Raw genomic sequence first — 18,370 nt, 5'->3', positions numbered from 1 at the left:
TTCGCCATGCCCCGCCACCCCTTCCGACGCGTAGAAATATCCACAGCACGGGCATGCCGCATCAGATCAGACCAGAGGAAATTCGCACAAGATGCGCGTTATTCGTACATACGTGTCAGCTGCTGTGGACGCCCACCTCGTACAGCGAGTAGCCCCAGTCGGTGCCCCGGTCCAGGCCCTGGACGCGGACATACCGGGCGGGTTTCGGGGTGAACCGCGCGGTGTCCAGGCCGCCGTCGCCGGCGGTCGTGGACCAGGCGGTCTGCCAGGTCACGCCGTCGGTGGAGAGCTCGACGCGGTACGACGCCCCGTACGCCCGCTCCCAGTCCAGCGTGACGCGCCCGACCAGGTTCGTGGCGCCGAGGTCGATCCGCAGCCACTGGTCGTCGCTCCAGTCGCTGGCCCAGCGGGTGCTGCGCGCACCGTCCACGGCCCGGCCCGGCGCATAGCTGGTGAACGGGTTCCACTCCGTCGAACTGGCCGTGGCCGAGCCGCCCGTGGCGAGATTGACGCCGGCCTGGTGCCGCTCGGACGCGCCCCAGGTGTCGAGGTAGGACTCGGCACCGCGGAAGAGGTCGTCCACCACGCCCTGACCGCCGACGAGCCGGACGTCCTCGATCCAGTCCGGGACGAGGCCGTAGTGCGCGGCTCCGTCGGTGTTCAGGTCCCAGGTGCGTTCACCGGTGGTCTGCCGGTCGATGACGGAACCGCCGTCGACGCTGCGGAAGGGGTACGTCACGGGGTTGGGGGCATCCGCGCCGCGCGGGCCCGGCCAGCCGCCGACGCCGTTCATGTCGGTGCCGTAGCCGTAGCCCGCGTCGTACTTCTCGCGCAGTGCGTCCGTGCGCTTCGCCTCCGCGCTGAAGGCCTCGGAGCCGTGCATGTACTGGGCGATGAAGCCGCCGAGGGAATAGACCCGCTCCGTCCAGTTGAGGTCCATCCAACTGTGCGAGGACAGCACACCCGGGTACGACTCGGCCTCGAAGATGTCGAGCACCCGGCCGGTGGCCTTGACGCTCATGTGGTCGATCTCGAGCATCATCTTGCGTTTCATCATGCCGCGCACGGCGTACTCACCGAGCTCGGTGAGCCCGCGGACGTTGCACTGGGCGTCCGCGTTGTACGCGGGGACGTCCACGCCGTCCGGGAGTTTCTGCTCGGCCTCGGGCGCCGCCGCGCCGCCGATGGGGTTGTCGTGCTGGGGTCCGGTGCACTTCTCCGTCTTCCAGAAGGTGCCGGTCGACAGGAACTGCCCGACGTTGATCGCCGTCCCCAGCGCGCCCGAGTCGAAGCGGACCCCGCACAGCGCGTTGTCGAACTTGTGGCACAGGAACATGCTGCGTACGCCGAGGGCGTACAGCTCGTCCAGCCCCTTGTCGATGTCCTTCTTGCTGCACTGCGGGATGTCCAGGATCTGCTTGCAGCCGAACGGTTCGGAGGTCTCGACGCCGAGGACGACGGCCAGCTTGCCCTGTTCGATGACCTGGCGGGCCTGCGCGCTGTCGGTGACGATCCGGAACCAGCCCTTGCCGGGGCCGCCGTACATCTTGTCGACGTAGGCCTGGAGGTCGTATGTCAGCTTGGCCTGGAGCCGGATCGACGTCATCTCGTCGCAGCTGCGGTCCTTGAAGAAGTAGACCGAGCAGATCACGCCGTTGGTGACGAGGTCGTTGACGAGGACGCGCTGGCCGCCGCGCCAGGCCCGCTCGATCCAGGCGTAGTAGTTCTGCTGGTGGGTCAGCGAGTCGTGGGCGGGCCAGTCCTTGAACGTGGGCCAGCCGACCGGGTCGTGCCTGCCGTCGCCGCCGCCCGTGATGAAGTCGAAAATGGCGAGCGAGCCGTCCGGGTAGTGCTCGGGGCAGTCCTTGAGCGCGTCGGCGATACCGGCCTCGGAGAAGGGCTTGCCGCAGATGAGCCGCCCGCCGAACGCCTCGTTGGAGAACAGGTGGTTGTGCGCGTCGACGAAGCCGCGCACCTCGCCCTCGGGGGTGGTGCCGGTGAACGGTTCGCCGGTGACGTTGATCTGCGAGTCCGGGGCGGGCCGTGCGACCGGGTTCCACCAGTCGGCTCCGGCCGCCGAACTCGGCGCCGGGCCAAGGACTGTGGCCAGCACGAGGAGCAGCAGCGACACGACGGTGACGTGTCTGCGGCGGCGGTTCGGGCGTCGTGGAGCCATGGTCGTTACCCACGTCCCTCGGTCGGCGGGATGGCACGGTCGACGAGCCAGGCCCTGGCGGGGCCGCTACTGACGGGTTGTCATGAACGGCGCGGTATTGCGACGAGGATGGCCAGCGGCACATTCGACGTCAAGAGCTGTGCGCTGTCCAGCCGTTGAGCAGTCGTGGTACGCCTGTGCCCCGGTCGCCGGTCGCCCCCGGCAACCGGGGCACAGGCCGATGTCAGGTGCCGGGACACTCCTTCCACGCCAGGTGGTAGATGGTGCTGATGTCCCCGTCCGTCGAGTCCATCGTCATGAAGCTTGTCTTGGCCGGGTCGGAGCTGCCCGCATTGACCCGCAGCTCGGTGTTGATGTTGAAGTTGCGCTGGACGCCGCACGGCGCCCACACCAGCTGGGCCCAGTCGGTGGTGTCGGTGGCCTGCCAGTTGTCGTTGTAGGGCCCGCTGAAGGGGTGGCTCCTGTACGCCGTGTTCGGGGAGCCCTGGAAGTAGTACGAGGCCCGCTGGATACTGCTCGCGCCCGGCTGGAGGGCGGCGAAGCCGCGGTAGTCGGCGCTGGCGATGGCGTACGTGAAGCCCTGCGGCACATGCACGATCAGATTGAGCTGGCAGTTCTTGCGGAACGCCGTGGGGTCGGAGGTGCCGCCGACCTGGGCGAGGTAGTCGCTGTACGTGACCGTGAAGGCCGTGTTGTCCGCCGAGACGGCGACGGCGGCGGTGCCCTGCGGGCAGCCGGAGCCGTTCACCGTGGCGACCTTGATGACGATGCGGTCCGGGGGCGGGTCGACGAAACCGGACGACGGGTCCTGCGCGGGTACCGCGGTGGCGAGCAGCGCGCCGATCGCGCTGCTGAGGAGCAGGCCGGCAGCCATGGTTCTCCCATCTCTGCTTCGGTAGGGGGCTTCCGTTCGGGGTTTCCGTTCGGGCCCTCTGTTCGGGGGGTGGCAACCACGATGGTTCAGTCATGAACATGTCAACTTCCATGCCCATGTGGAGCCCAGCGCGCCCCGACCCGGGGGGAAGCTGTGAAGGCACGGTGAAGGTCGGGAGCGCTCGCATCGTAGGGGCGGGGCGATCGGGCGGACAGGACTGTATCCGGCCATCCCCGCTCGTCTTGTGCGCGCCTTACGGGCGGGCGGTCGGCAGCGGTGGGGTGCCGGTGACGGACAGGACGACGGAGTAGAGCGCGGTGTCGGCGGCGATGAACATGCGGTTCCGTTTGGCGCCGCCGAAGCGGATGTTGGCGACGATGTCGGGGACCAGGAGGCGACCGAGGAGGGTGCCGTCCGGGTCGTAGCAGTGGACGCCGCCGTCCAGGGCGGCGGCCCAGAGCCGGCCCTGGTCGTCGAAGCGGATGTTGTCGAAGTTGCCGATCTTGCACTCGGTGAAGACGCTGCCGCTGCCGAGGGTGCCGTCGTCCTGGACGTCGAAGACACGGATGTGGTTGGCCCGGCTGTCCGAGACGTACAACTGCCGCTCGTCGAGGGAGAAGACGAGGCCGTTGGGGCCGCTGAAGCCGTCGGCGACCAGCCGTACCTCGCCGGTGCCGGGGTCCACGCGGTACACGTTGCAGGCGCCGATCTCGCTCTCGGCGCGGTGCCCCTCGTAGTCGGTGCTGATCCCGAAGTCGGGGTCGGAGAACCAGATCGAACCGTCGGACTTCACGACGGCGTCGTTCGGGCTGTTGAACCGCTTGCCCTGGAAGCGGTCGGCGATCACGGTGACCGAGCCGTCGTGTTCGGTGCGGGTGACGCGGCGATTGCCCTGCTCGCAGGTGATGAGGCGGCCCTCGGTGTCCAGGGTGTTGCCGTTGGGGTGACCGGCGGGTGAGCGGAAGACGCCGACCGTGCCGGTGGTCTCGTCCCAGCGGAGCAGGCGGTCGTTGGGGACGTCGCTCCACACCAGGTACCGCCCGGCCGGAACGTAGACGGGGCCCTCGGCCCAGCGGCAGCCCTCGAAGAGGGTCTCCAGCTTCGAGTCGCCCGCGTGGCACCTGCCCGTGCGGAACCGGTCATCGAGGATCTCGTACAACTGCGGTCGCTCGCCGGGCATGTCGCGGTCCTCACCTGTGTGCTTAGGGTCTGATGTGTGCTTAGGGTCTGATGTCGTACAGGACGTTGAACGGGTCGTCCGCCGTGGAGCGGGTCACGTCGCTGAAGCCCGCCTCCGTGCAGAGACTGCGGACCACCGCCTCCGGCATGCCGCATGTGCCGAGGGCGGCGCCGTCGTTCGCGAGGGAGGTGGTCATGCAGTAGAACATGCTGAAACCGTAGAACATCGTCGCCACCGGGCCCACGTTGTCCTGAGGCCGGTCCTCGCAGTTGATCTCCAGCATCAGGTAGTCGCCGTCGTCCTGCACCGCGGCCCTGATGGCGGTGAGCAGCCGCTTCGGATCGGCGGAGTCGTGGATGACGTCGAAGGTGGTGACGAGGTCGTACCGACCGGGGAGCCCCTGGGCGGCATCGACCGTCTCGAAGGTCACGCGGTCGGTGACACCGGCCCGCTCCGCGTTCTGACGGGCACGTTCCACCTGGACCGGGAAGTTGTCGAAACCGGTGAAACGCGAGCGGGGAAACGCCTGGGCGAGCACGATCAGCGCGCGGCCGGCGCCGCATCCCACGTCCGCGACGTCGATGCCCCGTTCCAGCTTCTCGACGACGTGGGGGAAGGTGCTCAGCCAGTCGTCGACCATCACGCTCTCGAACCAGCTCCCCGTGAAACGGCTCATGCCGTCCCACAGGCTGTCCGGATAGTCGCTCTGCTGTACGCCACCCCCGCGCCGAAACGCCTCGCACAGTCGCTCGTACGGCGCCAGCGTGGCGGGCACCATCTGGTAGACGCCGCCGAGGAACATGGGCCCCGACTCGTCGGCCAGGGCCGGGGCGTGCTCCGCGGGCAGGGCGAAGCGTCCGGGCTCCGGTTCCTCCAGATAGCCCGCCGCGGTGAGGCCGCGCAGCCACTCGCGCACATAACGCTCATTCAGATCGAGACGGTCCGCGAGTTCCTGGCTGCCGGCGGGGCCACGGGCCGCGAGGTCCTTGAACAGACCCAGCCGGTCGCCCAGGTGGCACAGCCCGACCGTCATCGTCCCACTGAGGTCCCCGAGCGCCTTCTCCATGAAGGCCTCGACCTTCGCCTCGTCCACCTCGCGCGGTGCCGCCATCATGTTCCTCCTCGCCGTCGAGCACGGTCGTGGGGAACGACCGTTCGGCAAGCCAAACACCGGGCTGCCGCATCGTCCGTCAGCCACGGCGAGGGGGCGCGTGAAGTCCACTCCCCGGGATGCGTGGCGGCCGGACCGGAGGCACGGACGCCCGCTACGGCGGACTCGGGGCGGGACCCGTCCCCCGCAGGTGCTGGATGGTGCCTTGCATCCGGTCAGGCCGGCGATCACTTCGACCTTGGCCGGGGCGACGACTCCGGCCGCCGGGGCGGCGGACATCTGCGACGGCTTGGGGCTGTCGGCCGTCCGGTCCGCACCGCCGCCGCAGGCCGTGGCCAGCGGAAGCACCGCCAGGCTTCCGACGGTGACTGCGCGTCTCATGGACGCCGAGGACACGGGGCCTCGCGAATACCTGGGTATCCTGCTTGTCGCACATCATGTGCAAGTAAGGTATCCAGGCAATAAGGGTGTGGGGCTCATGACGTCGACCCGTCGAATACGAGGTGCCGCCATCGCGGTGGCAGTGGTGGCCGGGGTCGCCGCCTGTTCCGCGCCCAGCGAGGGTGGCAGTGGTGGCAGTTCCGCCGAATCCGTCGTGATCGGCGTGGGCTCCGAGCCGGACACGCTCAGCCCGCTGCTCGGCTACGGCAAGGACGGCAACTCCAAGATCTTCGATGGGCTGCTCGCCCGGGACGCCGACCTGAAGCTGAAGCCCGCCCTGGCGAAGTCGCTCCCCGAGGTCACCGACGACGGCCTCACCTACACGTACACCCTGCGCAAGGGCGTGCAGTTCAGCGACGGCGAGCCGCTGACGGCCGCCGACGTGGTCTTCACGTACCGGACCATCCTCGACGAGCAGACCAACAACACGTCCCGAAGCGAACTGGACGCCGTCAAGGACGTCCGGGCGAGCGGTGACGACAAGGTCGTCTTCACGCTGAAGTACCCGTACGCGCCCTTCGCCGGGCGCACGGTACTGCCCATCGTCCCCGAGCACATCGCGGGGCAGCAGGACCCCAACACCGGCTCCTTCAACACCGAGCCGGTCGGCACCGGACCGTACGTCCTCTCCGCCTGGAGCAAGGGCGAGAAGCTCACCTTCAAGGCCAACCCGGACTACTGGGGCGGCGCGCCGAAGGTGAAGACGTTCACCATGGCCGTCATCGCGGACGACAACGTACGCGCCACCCGGCTGCGCTCCGGCGACCTGGACGGCGCGGTCCTGCCGCCCAACCTCGCCGCCACCTTCAAGAGCGACGCGGGCATGAAGTCGTACGAGGCGAGGTCCTACGACTTCCGCGCCGTCACCCTCCCGACGGCCGGCAAGGTGACCGGCGACCGCGCGATCCGGCAGGCGCTCGATGCCGCCGTGGACCGGAAGGCCATGGTCGACAAGGTCCTCGACGGGGCGGGCACACCGGCGTACGGGCCGCTGCCCGTGGACGATCCGTCGTTCGCCAAGGGCATCGAGCGCACGCAGGACCTGGGCAAGGCCAGGCGGATTCTCGACGAGGCGGGGTGGAAGACCGGCAAGGACGGCATCCGCGCCAAGGACGGACAGCGGGCGGCGTTCACCCTGCTGTACCCCTCCGGTGACAAGGTCCGCCAGGACCACGCCCTCGCGTACGCCTCCGACGCCAAGAAGGCCGGGATCGACGTGACGGTGGAGAGCGCCACCTGGGAGGTCATCGAGCCGCGGATGAAGGACGACGCGGTCCTCGCGGGCTTCGGCAGCACCGGCGACCCGGACTTCGGCCTCTACACCCTGCTGCACTCCTCGCTCGCCGGAGACGGCTTCAACAACATGGCCCACTACGACAACCCGGCCGTGGACCAGGCCCTGGACACCGGCCGCCGCACCCAGGAACCGGCCGAGCGGAAGGCCGCGTACGACGCGCTCCAGCGCGAGCTCGTGAAGGACCCGGGCTACACGTTCCTCACCCACATCGACCACCTGTACGTGCTCGCGGACCGGTGGGACGGGCTGACCACGCAGCTCGAACCGCACGAGCACGGCTTCGCCAGCGGGCCGTGGTGGAACATCGAGGACTGGCAGCCCAAGAAGTGACGCCCCTGCCCTGGGGAGCGATGGCACGCCTGGCGGGACGGCGGGCCCTGTTCGCCGTCCCCGTCCTCCTCGTCGTGACCTTCGGCGTGTTCGCCATCGCCGCCGCCTCCCCGTTCGACCCCGTCAAGGCGTACGCCGGCACGGCCGCGCTCGGCGCCGACCAGGAGACCCTGGACCGGCTGCGCAACAACCTCGGTGTGGGCCAGCCCTTTCCCGCCCGCTGGTGGGAGTGGCTGACCTCGGCGCTCACCGGTGACCTGGGCCACTCCAGCGTGCTGCGGCAGCCGGTGGCGCAGGTGATCGGGGAACGTCTGGTGTGGTCATCGCTGCTCTGCGCGGTCGCGTTCGCGGTGGCCGTGCTCACCGGCACGCTGCTCGGTGTGCTCGCCGCGCGCCGTCCCGGGTCGATGCTCGACCGGGCCGTCACCTCGCTCGCGTACACCCTGGAGGCCGCACCGGTCTTCTGGATCGCCCTGCTCGCCGTCTGGCTGTTCGCGCTGCAACTCGATGTTCTCCCGGCGGGCGGACTGACGGACACCGGCAGCGAACAGGTCACCCCGGGGCAGGTCGCGAGCCACCTCGTGCTGCCCGCCGGTGTGCTCGCCGTCTCCCAGCTCCCCTGGTTCGCCCTCTACGTACGGCAGGGGGTCGGCGACGCCCTGGCGGAGGATCCCGTGCGTGGCGCCCGCGCCCGGGGGCTGAGCGAACGCACCGTCCTGCTCGGGCACGCCCTGCGCTCCGGGCTGCTGCCGGTCCTCACCCTGATCGGCTCCCGCGTTCCCGAACTCATCACCGGAGCACTGCTGGTGGAGAGTGTCTTCAGCTGGCCGGGCATCGCCGCGGCCACCGTCGAGGCGGCCACCGCCGTCGACTTCCCGCTGCTCGCCGCGCTGACCACCCTCGCCACCGCCGCGGTCCTCGTCGGCAACCTGCTCGCCGACCTGCTGTACGGCCTGTTCGACCCGAGGGTGAAGCTCAGTGAGATGTGACGTTGGTGACTTCCATGGCTGATACCGCAGTTGAGAACGGGACACGGCCCGGCACCGAATGGCGCTCCGCCGGTGCCGCGCGCCGCTCGACCCGCGCACTGCGCGTACGGGTCTCCGCCGCGCTGGTGACCCTGACCGTCCTCGCCGTGCTGCTCGTCCCGCCGCTGGTGCAGCTCGACCAGCAGGCCGTCGATCTGGCCGCCAAGCTGCAACCGCCGTCGTGGGCACATCCGTTCGGCACCGACGACGTCGGCCGGGACCTGCTGCTGCGCTGCGTGTACGGCCTGCGGGTCTCGCTGCTCGTCGGTGTCGCGGCGGCGCTGACGGCGACCGTGGTCGGCACCGCCGTCGGGGCCGCCGCCGGTGCCGTGGGCGGCTGGGTCGACCGGGGCATCATGCGCCTGGTCGACACCGTCTCGTCGGTACCCCACCTGTTGCTCGGCATCTTCATCGTCGCCATGTTCCGGCCGGGTGTCTGGCCGGTGGTCGTCTCGGTCGCGCTCACCCACTGGCTGTCGACCGCGCGCATCGTCCGCGCCGAGGTGCTCTCCCTGCGCTCGCGCCCGTACATCGACGCCGCCGTCTCCGGGGGCGCCTCGCGGTGGCGGGCGGCGGTACGGCACCTGCTGCCCGGGGTGCTGCCGCAGGCCGCGCTCGCCGCCGTACTGATGGTGCCGCACGCCATGTGGCACGAGTCGGCCCTGTCCTTCCTCGGGCTGGGGCTGCCCACGCACACGGCAAGCCTGGGCACCCTCATCCAGACCGCGCGGGGCTCGCTGCTGGCCGGGCAGTGGTGGCCGACTCTCTTCCCCGGACTGTTCATCATCGTGCCCACCCTCGCCCTCGCCGGACTCGCCGGCGCCTGGCGGGAGCGGATCAATCCCCGCCGCCGATCGGAGCTGATGCTGTGACCGACCGCTTGCCGCAGGGACCGACCGGACGACAGCCGGAGCGACCGGCCGAGGGCACGCCTCTGCGAGCCGTCGAGGGCGTCGTCCAGGAACGGGGCGACCGCGTCGGGTTCCAGGCCGAGCGACCAACGCAGCGTGCGGCCGAACGGCTGCCAGATCAACCGACCGAGCGACGAACGCAGCAACCGGCCGGGCAACTGCGGAAGCAACCGGCCGAGCGACCGCCGCAGCGACCAGCCGAACGACTGCGAGAGCAACCGGCCGAGCAACCACCGCAACCACCGGCCGATCGGCTGCCGGAACAACCGGCCGAGGGCACGCCTCAGCGAGCCGTCGAGCGGTCGCCCGTGCTCGCGGTGCGTGGGCTGTCCGTGCGGTTCCTCATGCCTGGTGGGCGGCGCGTCGACGCTGTCGCCGGTGCGCACTTCGACGTGGCCGCCGGTGAGTGCCTGGCGCTGATCGGCGAGAGCGGCTGCGGCAAGTCCGTTCTCGCCTCCGCCCTGCTCGGTCTGCTCCCGGCCAACGCCCAGACCGCGGGCGAGGCGCGGCTCGGCGGGATCGACCTGCTCTCCGCCGGTGAACGGACCCTCGCCCGCCGGGTGCGGGGCCGTCTGATCGGGCTCGTCCCGCAGAGCCCGGCCGCCCACCTCACCCCCGTCCGCACCATCCGTTCCCAACTGGAGGAGACGGTCGCGGAACTGACCGGCGTCCGTGGCCAGTCCGCACGGCGTGCGGCCGCCGAGGCGGTCGCCGACCGCGCGGCGTTCCCCCTGGACCACCTCGACCGCTACCCGCACCAGCTCTCCGGCGGTCTCGCCCAGCGCGCCGCCACCGCGCTCGCCCTCGTCGGCGACACGCCCCTGCTGCTCGCCGACGAGCCGACGACAGGGCTGGACCGCGATCTGGTGGACCACACCGTCGACGAACTGCGCCGCCACATCGACAGCCCGGACGCGGCGAACAGCGGCGGACGCGCCCTGCTGATGATCACCCACGACCTGACGGCAGCCGAACGCATCGCCGACCGGATCGCCGTCATGTACGCCGGCCGTATCGTCGAACTCGCCAACGCAACGGCTTTCTTCGGCTCACCCGGCCCCCGCCACCCCTACAGCCGTGGCCTCCTGCAGGCTCTCCCCGACCGCGCCTTCACCCCCATCCCCGGCCTGCCCCCGGAGCTCGGCGACCTCCCCGACGGCTGCGCCTTCGCCGCCCGCTGCGACCGGGCCACGGACGCCTGCGCCGCGCTGCCGCCCATGACCGAAGCCGTCGCCTGCCACCACCCCCTCGCAGGTCACGGCTCGCAGAAGCCGCGCCCCGCCGCACCGGCCCCCGAGGACATCCGTGCTTGAACTACGCGCCGTCACCGCCGGATACGACCGGCACGCACCCGTCGTACGGAACGCCTCCCTGACCATCGCACCCGGCGAGGCCGTCGGCCTGCTCGGCCCCAGCGGCTGCGGCAAGTCCACCCTCGCCCGCGTCGCCGCCCTCCTGCACCGCCCCGACTCCGGCACCCTGCTCCTGGACGGCGTACCCGTACGGCACTGGCGCCACCGCGCACCCCGCGAGCTGCGCACCGCCTTCGGCGTCGTCTTCCAGCAACCCCGGCTCTCCGCGGACCCCCGGCTGAGGCTCACCGACCTGATCGCCGAACCGCTGCGCGCCACCGGCCGCCGCGAGGAGACACCTCAGCGCGTGGCCGAGCTGGCCACCACCGTCGGACTCACCCCCGACCTGCTGGGCAGACAACCCCACGAAGTCAGCGACGGCCAGCTCCAACGCGCCTGCCTCGCCCGCGCTCTCGTCCTGCGGCCCCGCTGGCTGGTGTGCGACGAGATGACCGCGATGCTGGACGCCTCCACCACCGCCGCCCTGGTCGCGGTCGTCGAGGAGTACCGCGCCACCACCGGCGCGGGCCTGCTCGCCGTCGGCCACGACCGCACGCTCCTGCACCGCTGGTGCGACCGCACGGTCCCCTGGGAGGCGGTGTGCGGGGAGGAGCCAGTGCCCGCAGGCCCGTCCCACTCCGGCGGGTCCTGAACCGCCCCGCCCGCCGCACATGTGGCACACGCCACAACAAGGGCCGGAACCCGGAAGCGGTTCGGGCCGACTGCTCTTGCTGGGAGGTGCGTCTGTGACGACGGGGCGGAGTGGGACGGGGACGGCTGCCGAGGTGGGCGAAGCGAGGGCGGGCGGCGGTGCCTTGACCGCGTTGCTGACCTGCGCCATGGCCTTCTCGATGATGCAGTTGTTCCTGCTGGGGGCCCTGGGCCCGCGGCTGGTGGCGGAACTCGGCGTCTCCCCGACCGTGCTGGGGCTGACGACGACCGTCGGGTTCGCGACCGCGACCGTGCTCTCGCCGGTCGGCGGTCGGGTGGTGGACCGGGTGGGGCCCCGTCGGTGTCTGGTCGCGCTGCTGGCGGTGTCGGCGCTGGCGCTGGCGCTCATCGGGGCGGCGCCCGGCACCGGTTTCCTGCTGGCGGCGGTCGCGCTCGGCGGGCTGCCGCAGGCGCTGGCCAACCCGGCCACGAACAAGGCGATCCTGGCCGTCGTACCGCCTGCCCGGCGCGGCTCGGTGACAGGGACGAAGCAGTCGGGGGTGCAGCTCGGAGCGTTCGCGGCGGGGCTGCCGCTCGCCGCGCTCGCCGGCCTCGCGGGGTGGCGGGCAGCGGTGTGGACGGCGGCGGGCGCCGCGGTCGTGGCGGCCGTGTGGGCGGCGCGCGTGCTGCCCGGCGATCCGCCCGCGAAGTCCACCCCGGCGGCCTGGGTGCCGCGCGGGATGATCGCCTGGCTGATGGTCTTCTCGCTGCTGCTGGGCTGCGGCATCGCTTCCGTGAACACGTATCTGGCGCTGTACGGCGTTCAGCGGCTCGGTCTCGGCCCGACCGCGGCGGGCGCGCTGGTGGCCGTGCTGGGCGTGGCGGGGATCGCCGGGCGGGTCGGCTGGTCGAAGGTCGCGGGCCGCCCCGGCTGGTCGGTGTGGCTGCCGGGTCTGCTGGCCGCCGGGGCGGTGGGGGCGGCGCTGCTCCTGGCTGTCTCCTCGTACGCCCCTCTGCTCGCCTGGGCCGCCGCCGTGGCCGTGGGGGTCTTCGCGGTGGCCGCGAACGCGGTGTCGATGGTCCTGGTGATGCAGCGTGCCGCGCCCGGCCGGGCGGGCCAGGACTCCGCGCTGGTCTCGGCCGGGTTCTTCGCCGGGTTCGCGATCGGGCCGCCACTGTTCGGTCTGCTGGCGGAGGCCGGACGGTACGGGGCCGGATGGGGGCTCGTGGCGGGCGAGTCCGCGGGCGCGGGAGCGGTCGCCGTGCTGTGGGCGCTGCGGGGACGTCGTACGGCCGTACGGACATGACGGCGTCCACGCCCTCGTGGGCGCATCATGCCCTCGCTTCGGTGCTCGGCCGAGTCGCCGTGACCCGTGCCGAAGTCGGCGACCGCTTCCCGCTGTTCGCGGACCCCGCCGACGGGAGGTGGACGACGACCGGGCGCGGCTCGTGGACCGGCGGCTTCTGGGCGGGGCTGTTGTGGCTGCGCGCCCGGTACACCGGCGCTCCGGCGGACCGGGAGGCCGCGCGGCTCCGCACGGCCCGGCTCGCGGGCTGGGCCGAGGCGGACACCGCCACGCGGGGGCTCATCTTCTGGTATGGCACCGCCCTGGCCGAGGGTGAACTCGGCCTGCGGGAGCGGGCGGCCCGGGCCTGTCTGGACTCCTTCGACCCGGAACTGGGCCTGGTGCCCTGGGGTTCGGCGTTCGGCGGGCCCCGGCTGCTCGCCCGGGTGGACGGGGTGCCGGGGCTCGTGCCGCTGCTCGCCACGGTGGACGCGGAGGCGGCCGTGTCCCATCTGCGGCGCCATCTCGACCTCTGCCTCGGGCAGCAGCCACGGCGCTGGTCGTGGCGGCACGACCCGACGGCGGGCTGGACCGCTCGGGAGGATCCGCCGCCGGGCTGGAGCCGGGGCCCGGCCTGGCTGCTGCTGGCGGTGGCGGAGGCCGTACGCCCTCTCGGTGTTGCCGGTCCCGCGGACGCGTTGCTGCCCGACGACCTCGTCCCGCTCGCCGACGCGGCGCGACCCGACGGCCCTCGCGACACCTCCGCCGCCGCGATCACCGCGACCGCCCTGCTCGTCCTCGGGCAGCGGGACCGGGCCGTCGCCGTCCTCGAAGAGCTGGTGCGCTCCCATCTGACCGATGACGGCCGCCTGTTGGACGGCTGCTACGACCTCACCTCCGCGACGGCCGTCCAGCACGAGCTGATCTGGGGTGACTTCTTCCTCGCGTATGCGCTCGCCCTGCTCACCGGCCTCGTCGACCCGCCTGAGCAGGGTCCGTCCGCAGCACCCGGCGGGCCACCGAGGTGATGTGCAGTTCGTCCGGGCCGTCCAGGATGCGTGCCACGCGGCCGGTGCGGAAGAGGGCGGGCAGCGGGGTGTCCGGGCCAAGCCCCGCCGCGCCGTGGACCTGGATCGCCGCGTCGGCCACCTGTTGCAGCGCCCGGGCCGCCGCCACCTTGGCCAGGCCGACCTCGACGTGGGCGTCGAGCCCGGCGTCCAGCCGGGCCACGGCCTCGTGGACGAGCGGCCGGGTGGTGCGCAGGGCCAGCAGCGACTCGAAGATGTGCCGCTGGACCAGCTGGAGGTCGCCGAGCGGACCACGGGAGCGGGTGCGGGCGAGGGCGCGTTCGCGCATCAGCTCGAAGGCGCGCTGGGCCTGTCCGAGCCAGCGCAGACAGCGCAGGGTGCGGCCGAGCTGGAGCCGTTCGCCCGCGACGGTCAGGGCCTTGCCGCGCTCGCCGATCAGGTGGTCGGCGTCGACGGTCACCTGGTCCAGTTCGATCTCGGCCTGACCTGCCGCGCCGAGCACCGGCAGGTCGCGCACCACCCGGAAGCCCGCCGAACCGGTGGGCACCAGCAGCACTGACAGCCCCTCCCGGTCCGGCGCCGAGCCGTCCGTCCGCGCCAGCACCGTCACGAGGTCGGCACCCGCTGCCCCGCTGGTGAACCACTTGCGGCCACTGATCCGCCAAGCCCCGCCCCCGGCCGGATCGGCATGGGTCGCGGTACTGACCGGGTCGGTGCCGGGGACGTCGGGTTCGGTCATCGCGTAGCAGGCCCGCAGCTCCCCGGCGACCAGGGCGGGGACGTACGTCTCGCGAACGCGCGGGCTGCCGTGCCGCCACAGCATCAGGGCGTCCAGCAGCGACGCCGAACCGAGGGCGGCCGGGCCGTGATCGCTCGCGCCCTCCACTTCGGCGATGTGCGCGTACGACCGCAACGGCAGCCCTTGCCCGCCGAGTCCGGTGGGATGCGGCAACGCCCACAGCCCGGCGTCCTTGGCCTCCTTCCGGAGCCGGGCCAGCACGACGCCGGTGTCCGGCCCGCCCGCGTCCAGCACCGGCTCGTGGGGCATGACCCGCTCACGGACGAACTCCGCCACCCGCTGCCGCAACTCCGCGATGTCCGGCGGGCATTGAGGCTCACCCTGCGTCACTCGCACCACTTTCCTCCGCTCCCGTGGGAACTCCGGCCGCCGCCGGTCCGACTGCTCTTGTCGTGGAACAGGTCGGGGGCGACCGCCCCCCGGTTCCCGAGCGTCAGGAAGGAGAGGCATGGCAACTCCAGCCACACCCATCACCCTGCGCACGGCCCGCCCGCTGGAGGGGCTGCGCGTGGAGACCTCGGGTCCGCCCGGTCCGGCGGACGGTCTCGTCGCGGAGCATCTGCGGCTGCTGGGCGCCACGGACGACGGCCGTCCAGGGGGGCGGTTCGCCCTTTCCGGACGGCAGTTCGGGGCGGGGCCGGTCACCGCCCGTACGACGTGGGGTGACGGCGTCGTCGACGAGGCGACCGTGCAGGCGGCCACCGGCATCATGGCGGTGCACGGCCGTCGCGACGGCGGCCCACGCGGCCTCGCCGTCGACTACGCGGCCACCGTCACCGGCGTACTCACCGTCCAGGCACTGCTGGCCGGACTGCTCGCGCAGGCCCGTGGCGGACGCGTCCACGACGCGGAGGTGAGCGCGGAGCGGGCCGGGTTGCTGGCCGTCTCGCAGTATCTGGCCGCCGCCGGGGCCGAGGAGGGCGAGGCCGCCGAACTGGCGCCGGGCGGGCCGCCCTTCACCGCGGCGGACGGTACTCTCTTCGAACTGGAGACGCTCGACCCGGGCGTCTGGGCCGCGTTCTGGCGTGCGCTCGGCGCGCCCGAGGAGGCGATCCGGCGGGGTTGGCGGCCGTTCCAGTTCCGGTACGCCACCGCCTGCGCGCCCTTCCCGCCCGTGCTGCACGAGATCGTGCGGGCGAGCCCCTGGGATCGGGTCCGGGAGGCCGCCGACGGGTCCGGCGCGGACGTATGCCCGCTGTCGTCGCTCGCCCGGCGGGCCGCGGAGTACGACGGCGTGCCGCCCTGGGAGCTGGCTGCGCACGGGGCGTCGTACGCCGGCACGACGGCACCGGTGGACGCCCCGCTCGCCGGGCTGACCGTCCTGGAGGCGGGCCGCCGCATCCAGGCACCGCTCGCCGCCCATCTGCTCGGCCTGCTGGGCGCGGAGGTCGTCCGGATCGAGCCGCCGGGTGGTGATCCGCTGCGGGGCATGCCGCCCGCCTGCTCGGGGATCTCGGCGCGCTGGCTGGCGCTCAACCGGGGCAAGAAGGCCGTCGAGGTGGACATCAAGTCCGCGGCGGACCGCGAGCGGCTGCGGGAGATGGCGGCGCGGGCCGATGCCTTCCTGCACAACTGGGCGCCCGGCAAGGCCGCCCAGCTCGGCCTGGACCACGGGCACCTGGCCGCCGCCAACCCGGCGCTGGTCTACGCGTACACGAGCGGCTGGGCCGGCCGGCTGCCCGGCGCGCCCATGGGCACCGACTTCATGGTGCAGGCCCGTACCGGCGTCGGTGCGGCCGCCCGGCCCGCCGACGAGCCGCCGGCGCCGTCGCTGATGACCCTGCTCGACGTGCTGGGCGGGCTGCTCGGCGCCGAGGCGGTGCTGGCGGGCCTGCTGCTGCGGGAACGCACGGGATGCGGTGTGCGGGTGGACTCGTCCCTGCTGGGGGCCGCCGACGTCCTGACCGCGCCCGCCCGCGCCCGGGCGGTGCAAGGGCTCGATCCACGGCAACCGGCGGGCTTCCGCCGTCCGCTGCCGACGGCCGACGGCTGGATCGCCCTGCCGGACCACGCCGCGATCGCCCACGACCTGCGCGCGCTGTCCACCGGACAGGCGCTGGAACGGCTGCGCGGCCGCGGGCTCGCGGCCGTCCCGGTCGTCACCGACCTCGCCGACCTGCTCGCCACCCGCTCGATCAGCCGCGACGCGCACGGCGCCCCCGTCGTCCCCGACCCCTGGAGCTTCGCATGACCGTCACCCTGCACGATCTGCTCCCCGCCGACCTGCGCCGCTCCTGGGCCGTCGACGGCACCTGCCCCGACCTCGACCTCTACAGCCTCTACCGCGCCCACCAGATCGCCGACCTGCACCGCACGGCGGTCATCGACGCCAAGGGCACACTCTGCTACACCGCGCTGGACCGCAAGGCGCGAAGTCTCGCGGCGGGACTGTCCGGCCTGGGGATACGCGCCGGTGATGTGGTCGGCATACAGCTGCCGGGCGGCCGCAACGCCGTCATCGCCGACCTGGCACTGGCCGCCCTGGGCGCCGTCGCGCTGCCCTTCCCGGTGGGCCGCGGCGGACGGGAGGCGGCGTCGCTGCTCGCCAGATCGGAGGCGGTCGCGGTCATCGCCGCCGCCGAGCACCGGGGCAACCAGCACGCGGCCGACCTGCTGGCCCTGGCCGGTGAACTGCCCGCCCTGCGCGCCGTGATCGCGGCCGGGCCGGGCACCACGCCCGAGGGCGCTGTCGCGCTGCCCGAGCTGCTGCGCACCGACCCCAAGGCCTTCGTCCCGGCCCGACCCCACCCCGACTCCGCCGCCCGCATCCTCGTCTCCTCCGGCTCCGAGGCCGAGCCGAAGATGGTGGCGTACTCGCACAACGCGCTGGCCGGCGGGCGCGGCAACTTCCTCGCCTCCCTCATGACCGACGGGCGGCCGCCGCGCTGTCTGTTCCTGGTGCCGCTGGCGTCCGCGTTCGGCAGCAACGGCACCGCCGTGGCGCTCGCCCGGCACGGCGGCACCCTCGTGCTGCTCGACCACTTCACCCCCGAGGCCGCGTTGGAGGCCCTCGCCACACATGAGCCCACCCATGTCCTCGGCGTGCCGACCATGATCCGGATGATGCTGGACCGCGTCGCCGAGGGCGGCCACCCCGAGTTCACCCCGCCCACCGCCCTCGTGGTCGGCGGCTCACCCCTGGACGAGGCCACGGCAGCGGAGGCACGGCGCGTCTTCGGCTGCCAGGTCGTCAACCTGTACGGCTCGGCCGACGGCGTCAACTGCCATACGGGACTGGCCGCCGAAGGCGCAGAGAGTGACGGGCCGGGCGTCCTCGCGGGCACCCCGGACCCGCGCGTCGCCGACATCCGCATCGCCGCGCCCGGCACCCGTGAACTGGAGGAGCTGCCGCGCGGCACGGTCGGCGAGATCGTGGCCCGCGGGCCGATGACCCCGCTGTGCTACGTCGCCGCCCCCGACCTCGACACCCGCTACCGCACCGCCGACGGCTGGGTGCGCACCGGCGACCTCGGCCTGCTCCAGGAGGACGGCACCCTGCGGATCGTCGGCCGGCTCAAGGACGTGGTGATCCGTGGCGGGGCCAACATCAGCCCGGCGGAAGTGGAGATCGAGCTCGCGACGCATCCGCTGGTCCGGGACGTGGTGTGCGTGGGCGTGCCCGATCCGCTGATGGGCGAGCGGCTCGCGGCCTGCGTGGTGCCGCGCGAGGGCCGGGTCCCCACGCTCGAAGAGCTGTGCGTCCACCTCGACGAGCGTGGCCTGGAGCAGCGCAAGCACCCGGAACGGCTGCTCGTCGTCGACGAGTTGCCGCTCACCCCGGCGGGCAAGCCCGACCGGGCCGGGCTGCGGGAACGATGCGTCGCAGCGACGACCGCCAAGCAGCCGCTGGCCCCGGCGAGCTGACCCGCCACGCGCTGGGGGCCGCCCGGATCAGGCGGCCCTCAC

General features: G+C 72.6%; 14 protein-coding genes. 9 read left to right on the top strand and 5 right to left on the bottom strand.

The window, feature by feature from the left end:
• Positions 1-115 precede the first annotated feature (115 nt).
• The 4 genes from HJD23_RS40430 to HJD23_RS40415 all read right to left on the bottom strand — a co-directional run bounded on the left by HJD23_RS40430 (position 116) and on the right by HJD23_RS40415 (position 5,344).
• Positions 116-2,176 carry a discoidin domain-containing protein gene (locus HJD23_RS40430; RefSeq protein ID WP_171117136.1) on the bottom strand — a complete coding sequence of 687 codons (2,061 nt, stop codon included), beginning with the start codon at positions 2,174-2,176 and terminating at the stop codon, positions 116-118.
• Positions 2,177-2,399: 223 nt separating this feature from the next.
• Positions 2,400-3,050 carry a DUF4360 domain-containing protein gene (locus HJD23_RS40425; RefSeq protein WP_171117134.1) on the bottom strand — a complete coding sequence of 217 codons (651 nt, stop codon included), beginning with the start codon at positions 3,048-3,050 and terminating at the stop codon, positions 2,400-2,402.
• Between the two features lie 253 nt (positions 3,051-3,303).
• Entirely contained in the window at positions 3,304-4,230 is a 927-nt protein-coding gene (locus HJD23_RS40420) for an SMP-30/gluconolactonase/LRE family protein (RefSeq protein ID WP_171117132.1), read from the bottom strand.
• 40 nt (positions 4,231-4,270) lie between these two features.
• A complete protein-coding gene (locus tag HJD23_RS40415) occupies positions 4,271-5,344 on the bottom strand; it encodes a methyltransferase domain-containing protein (protein ID WP_171117130.1) in 1,074 nt (357 codons plus the stop codon).
• Positions 5,345-5,819: 475 nt separating this feature from the next.
• Between HJD23_RS40415 and HJD23_RS40410 the strand changes: the two genes are divergently transcribed.
• The 7 genes from HJD23_RS40410 to HJD23_RS40380 all read left to right on the top strand — a co-directional run bounded on the left by HJD23_RS40410 (position 5,820) and on the right by HJD23_RS40380 (position 13,665).
• Positions 5,820-7,409 (top strand): ABC transporter substrate-binding protein, encoded by a 1,590-nt coding sequence (locus HJD23_RS40410; protein WP_171117128.1) that lies wholly within the window; start codon positions 5,820-5,822, stop codon positions 7,407-7,409.
• Between the two features lie 20 nt (positions 7,410-7,429).
• Positions 7,430-8,398 carry an ABC transporter permease gene (locus tag HJD23_RS40405; RefSeq protein WP_171117126.1) on the top strand — a complete coding sequence of 323 codons (969 nt, stop codon included), beginning with the start codon at positions 7,430-7,432 and terminating at the stop codon, positions 8,396-8,398.
• A gap of 14 nt (positions 8,399-8,412) precedes the next feature.
• Positions 8,413-9,309 (top strand): ABC transporter permease, encoded by an 897-nt coding sequence (locus tag HJD23_RS40400; protein WP_171117124.1) that lies wholly within the window; start codon positions 8,413-8,415, stop codon positions 9,307-9,309.
• A 383-nt stretch (positions 9,310-9,692) separates the two neighbouring features.
• A complete protein-coding gene (locus tag HJD23_RS40395) occupies positions 9,693-10,661 on the top strand; it encodes an ABC transporter ATP-binding protein (RefSeq protein ID WP_171119092.1) in 969 nt (322 codons plus the stop codon).
• Complete coding sequence (locus HJD23_RS40390) at positions 10,654-11,352, top strand: ATP-binding cassette domain-containing protein (RefSeq protein ID WP_171117121.1); 699 nt, start codon at positions 10,654-10,656, stop codon at positions 11,350-11,352. The genes HJD23_RS40395 and HJD23_RS40390 overlap by 8 nt, the downstream gene beginning before the upstream one ends.
• Before the next feature lie 187 nt (positions 11,353-11,539).
• The gene (locus HJD23_RS40385) at positions 11,540-12,658 is read left to right on the top strand and encodes an MFS transporter (RefSeq protein ID WP_171119091.1); all 1,119 of its coding nucleotides are present in this window, start codon (positions 11,540-11,542) and stop codon (positions 12,656-12,658) included.
• Between the two features lie 41 nt (positions 12,659-12,699).
• On the top strand, positions 12,700-13,665 hold the full coding sequence (locus HJD23_RS40380; protein ID WP_332112425.1) for a sugar ABC transporter permease: 966 nt from the start codon (positions 12,700-12,702) through the stop codon (positions 13,663-13,665).
• Here the strand turns inward: HJD23_RS40380 and HJD23_RS40375 are convergent.
• Entirely contained in the window at positions 13,601-14,803 is a 1,203-nt protein-coding gene (locus HJD23_RS40375) for an acyl-CoA dehydrogenase family protein (RefSeq protein ID WP_240980931.1), read from the bottom strand. The two genes, HJD23_RS40380 and HJD23_RS40375, sit on opposite strands and share 65 nt — an antisense overlap.
• Before the next feature lie 109 nt (positions 14,804-14,912).
• On the opposite strand from HJD23_RS40375, the gene HJD23_RS40370 reads away from it, so the two are divergent.
• Both HJD23_RS40370 and HJD23_RS40365 read left to right on the top strand, forming a co-directional pair.
• Positions 14,913-16,655 carry a CoA transferase gene (locus HJD23_RS40370; protein ID WP_171117114.1) on the top strand — a complete coding sequence of 581 codons (1,743 nt, stop codon included), beginning with the start codon at positions 14,913-14,915 and terminating at the stop codon, positions 16,653-16,655.
• Complete coding sequence (locus HJD23_RS40365; RefSeq protein ID WP_171117113.1) at positions 16,652-18,328, top strand: class I adenylate-forming enzyme family protein; 1,677 nt, start codon at positions 16,652-16,654, stop codon at positions 18,326-18,328. The genes HJD23_RS40370 and HJD23_RS40365 overlap by 4 nt, the downstream gene beginning before the upstream one ends.
• The last annotated feature ends 42 nt before the right edge of the window (positions 18,329-18,370 follow it).

The sequence above is a fragment of the Streptomyces sp. Z423-1 genome (assembly GCF_013009255.1).
Classification (GTDB): Bacteria; Actinomycetota; Actinomycetes; order Streptomycetales; family Streptomycetaceae; genus Streptomyces; species Streptomyces gossypiisoli.
This window is presented reverse-complemented; position numbering and strand designations above follow the sequence as displayed.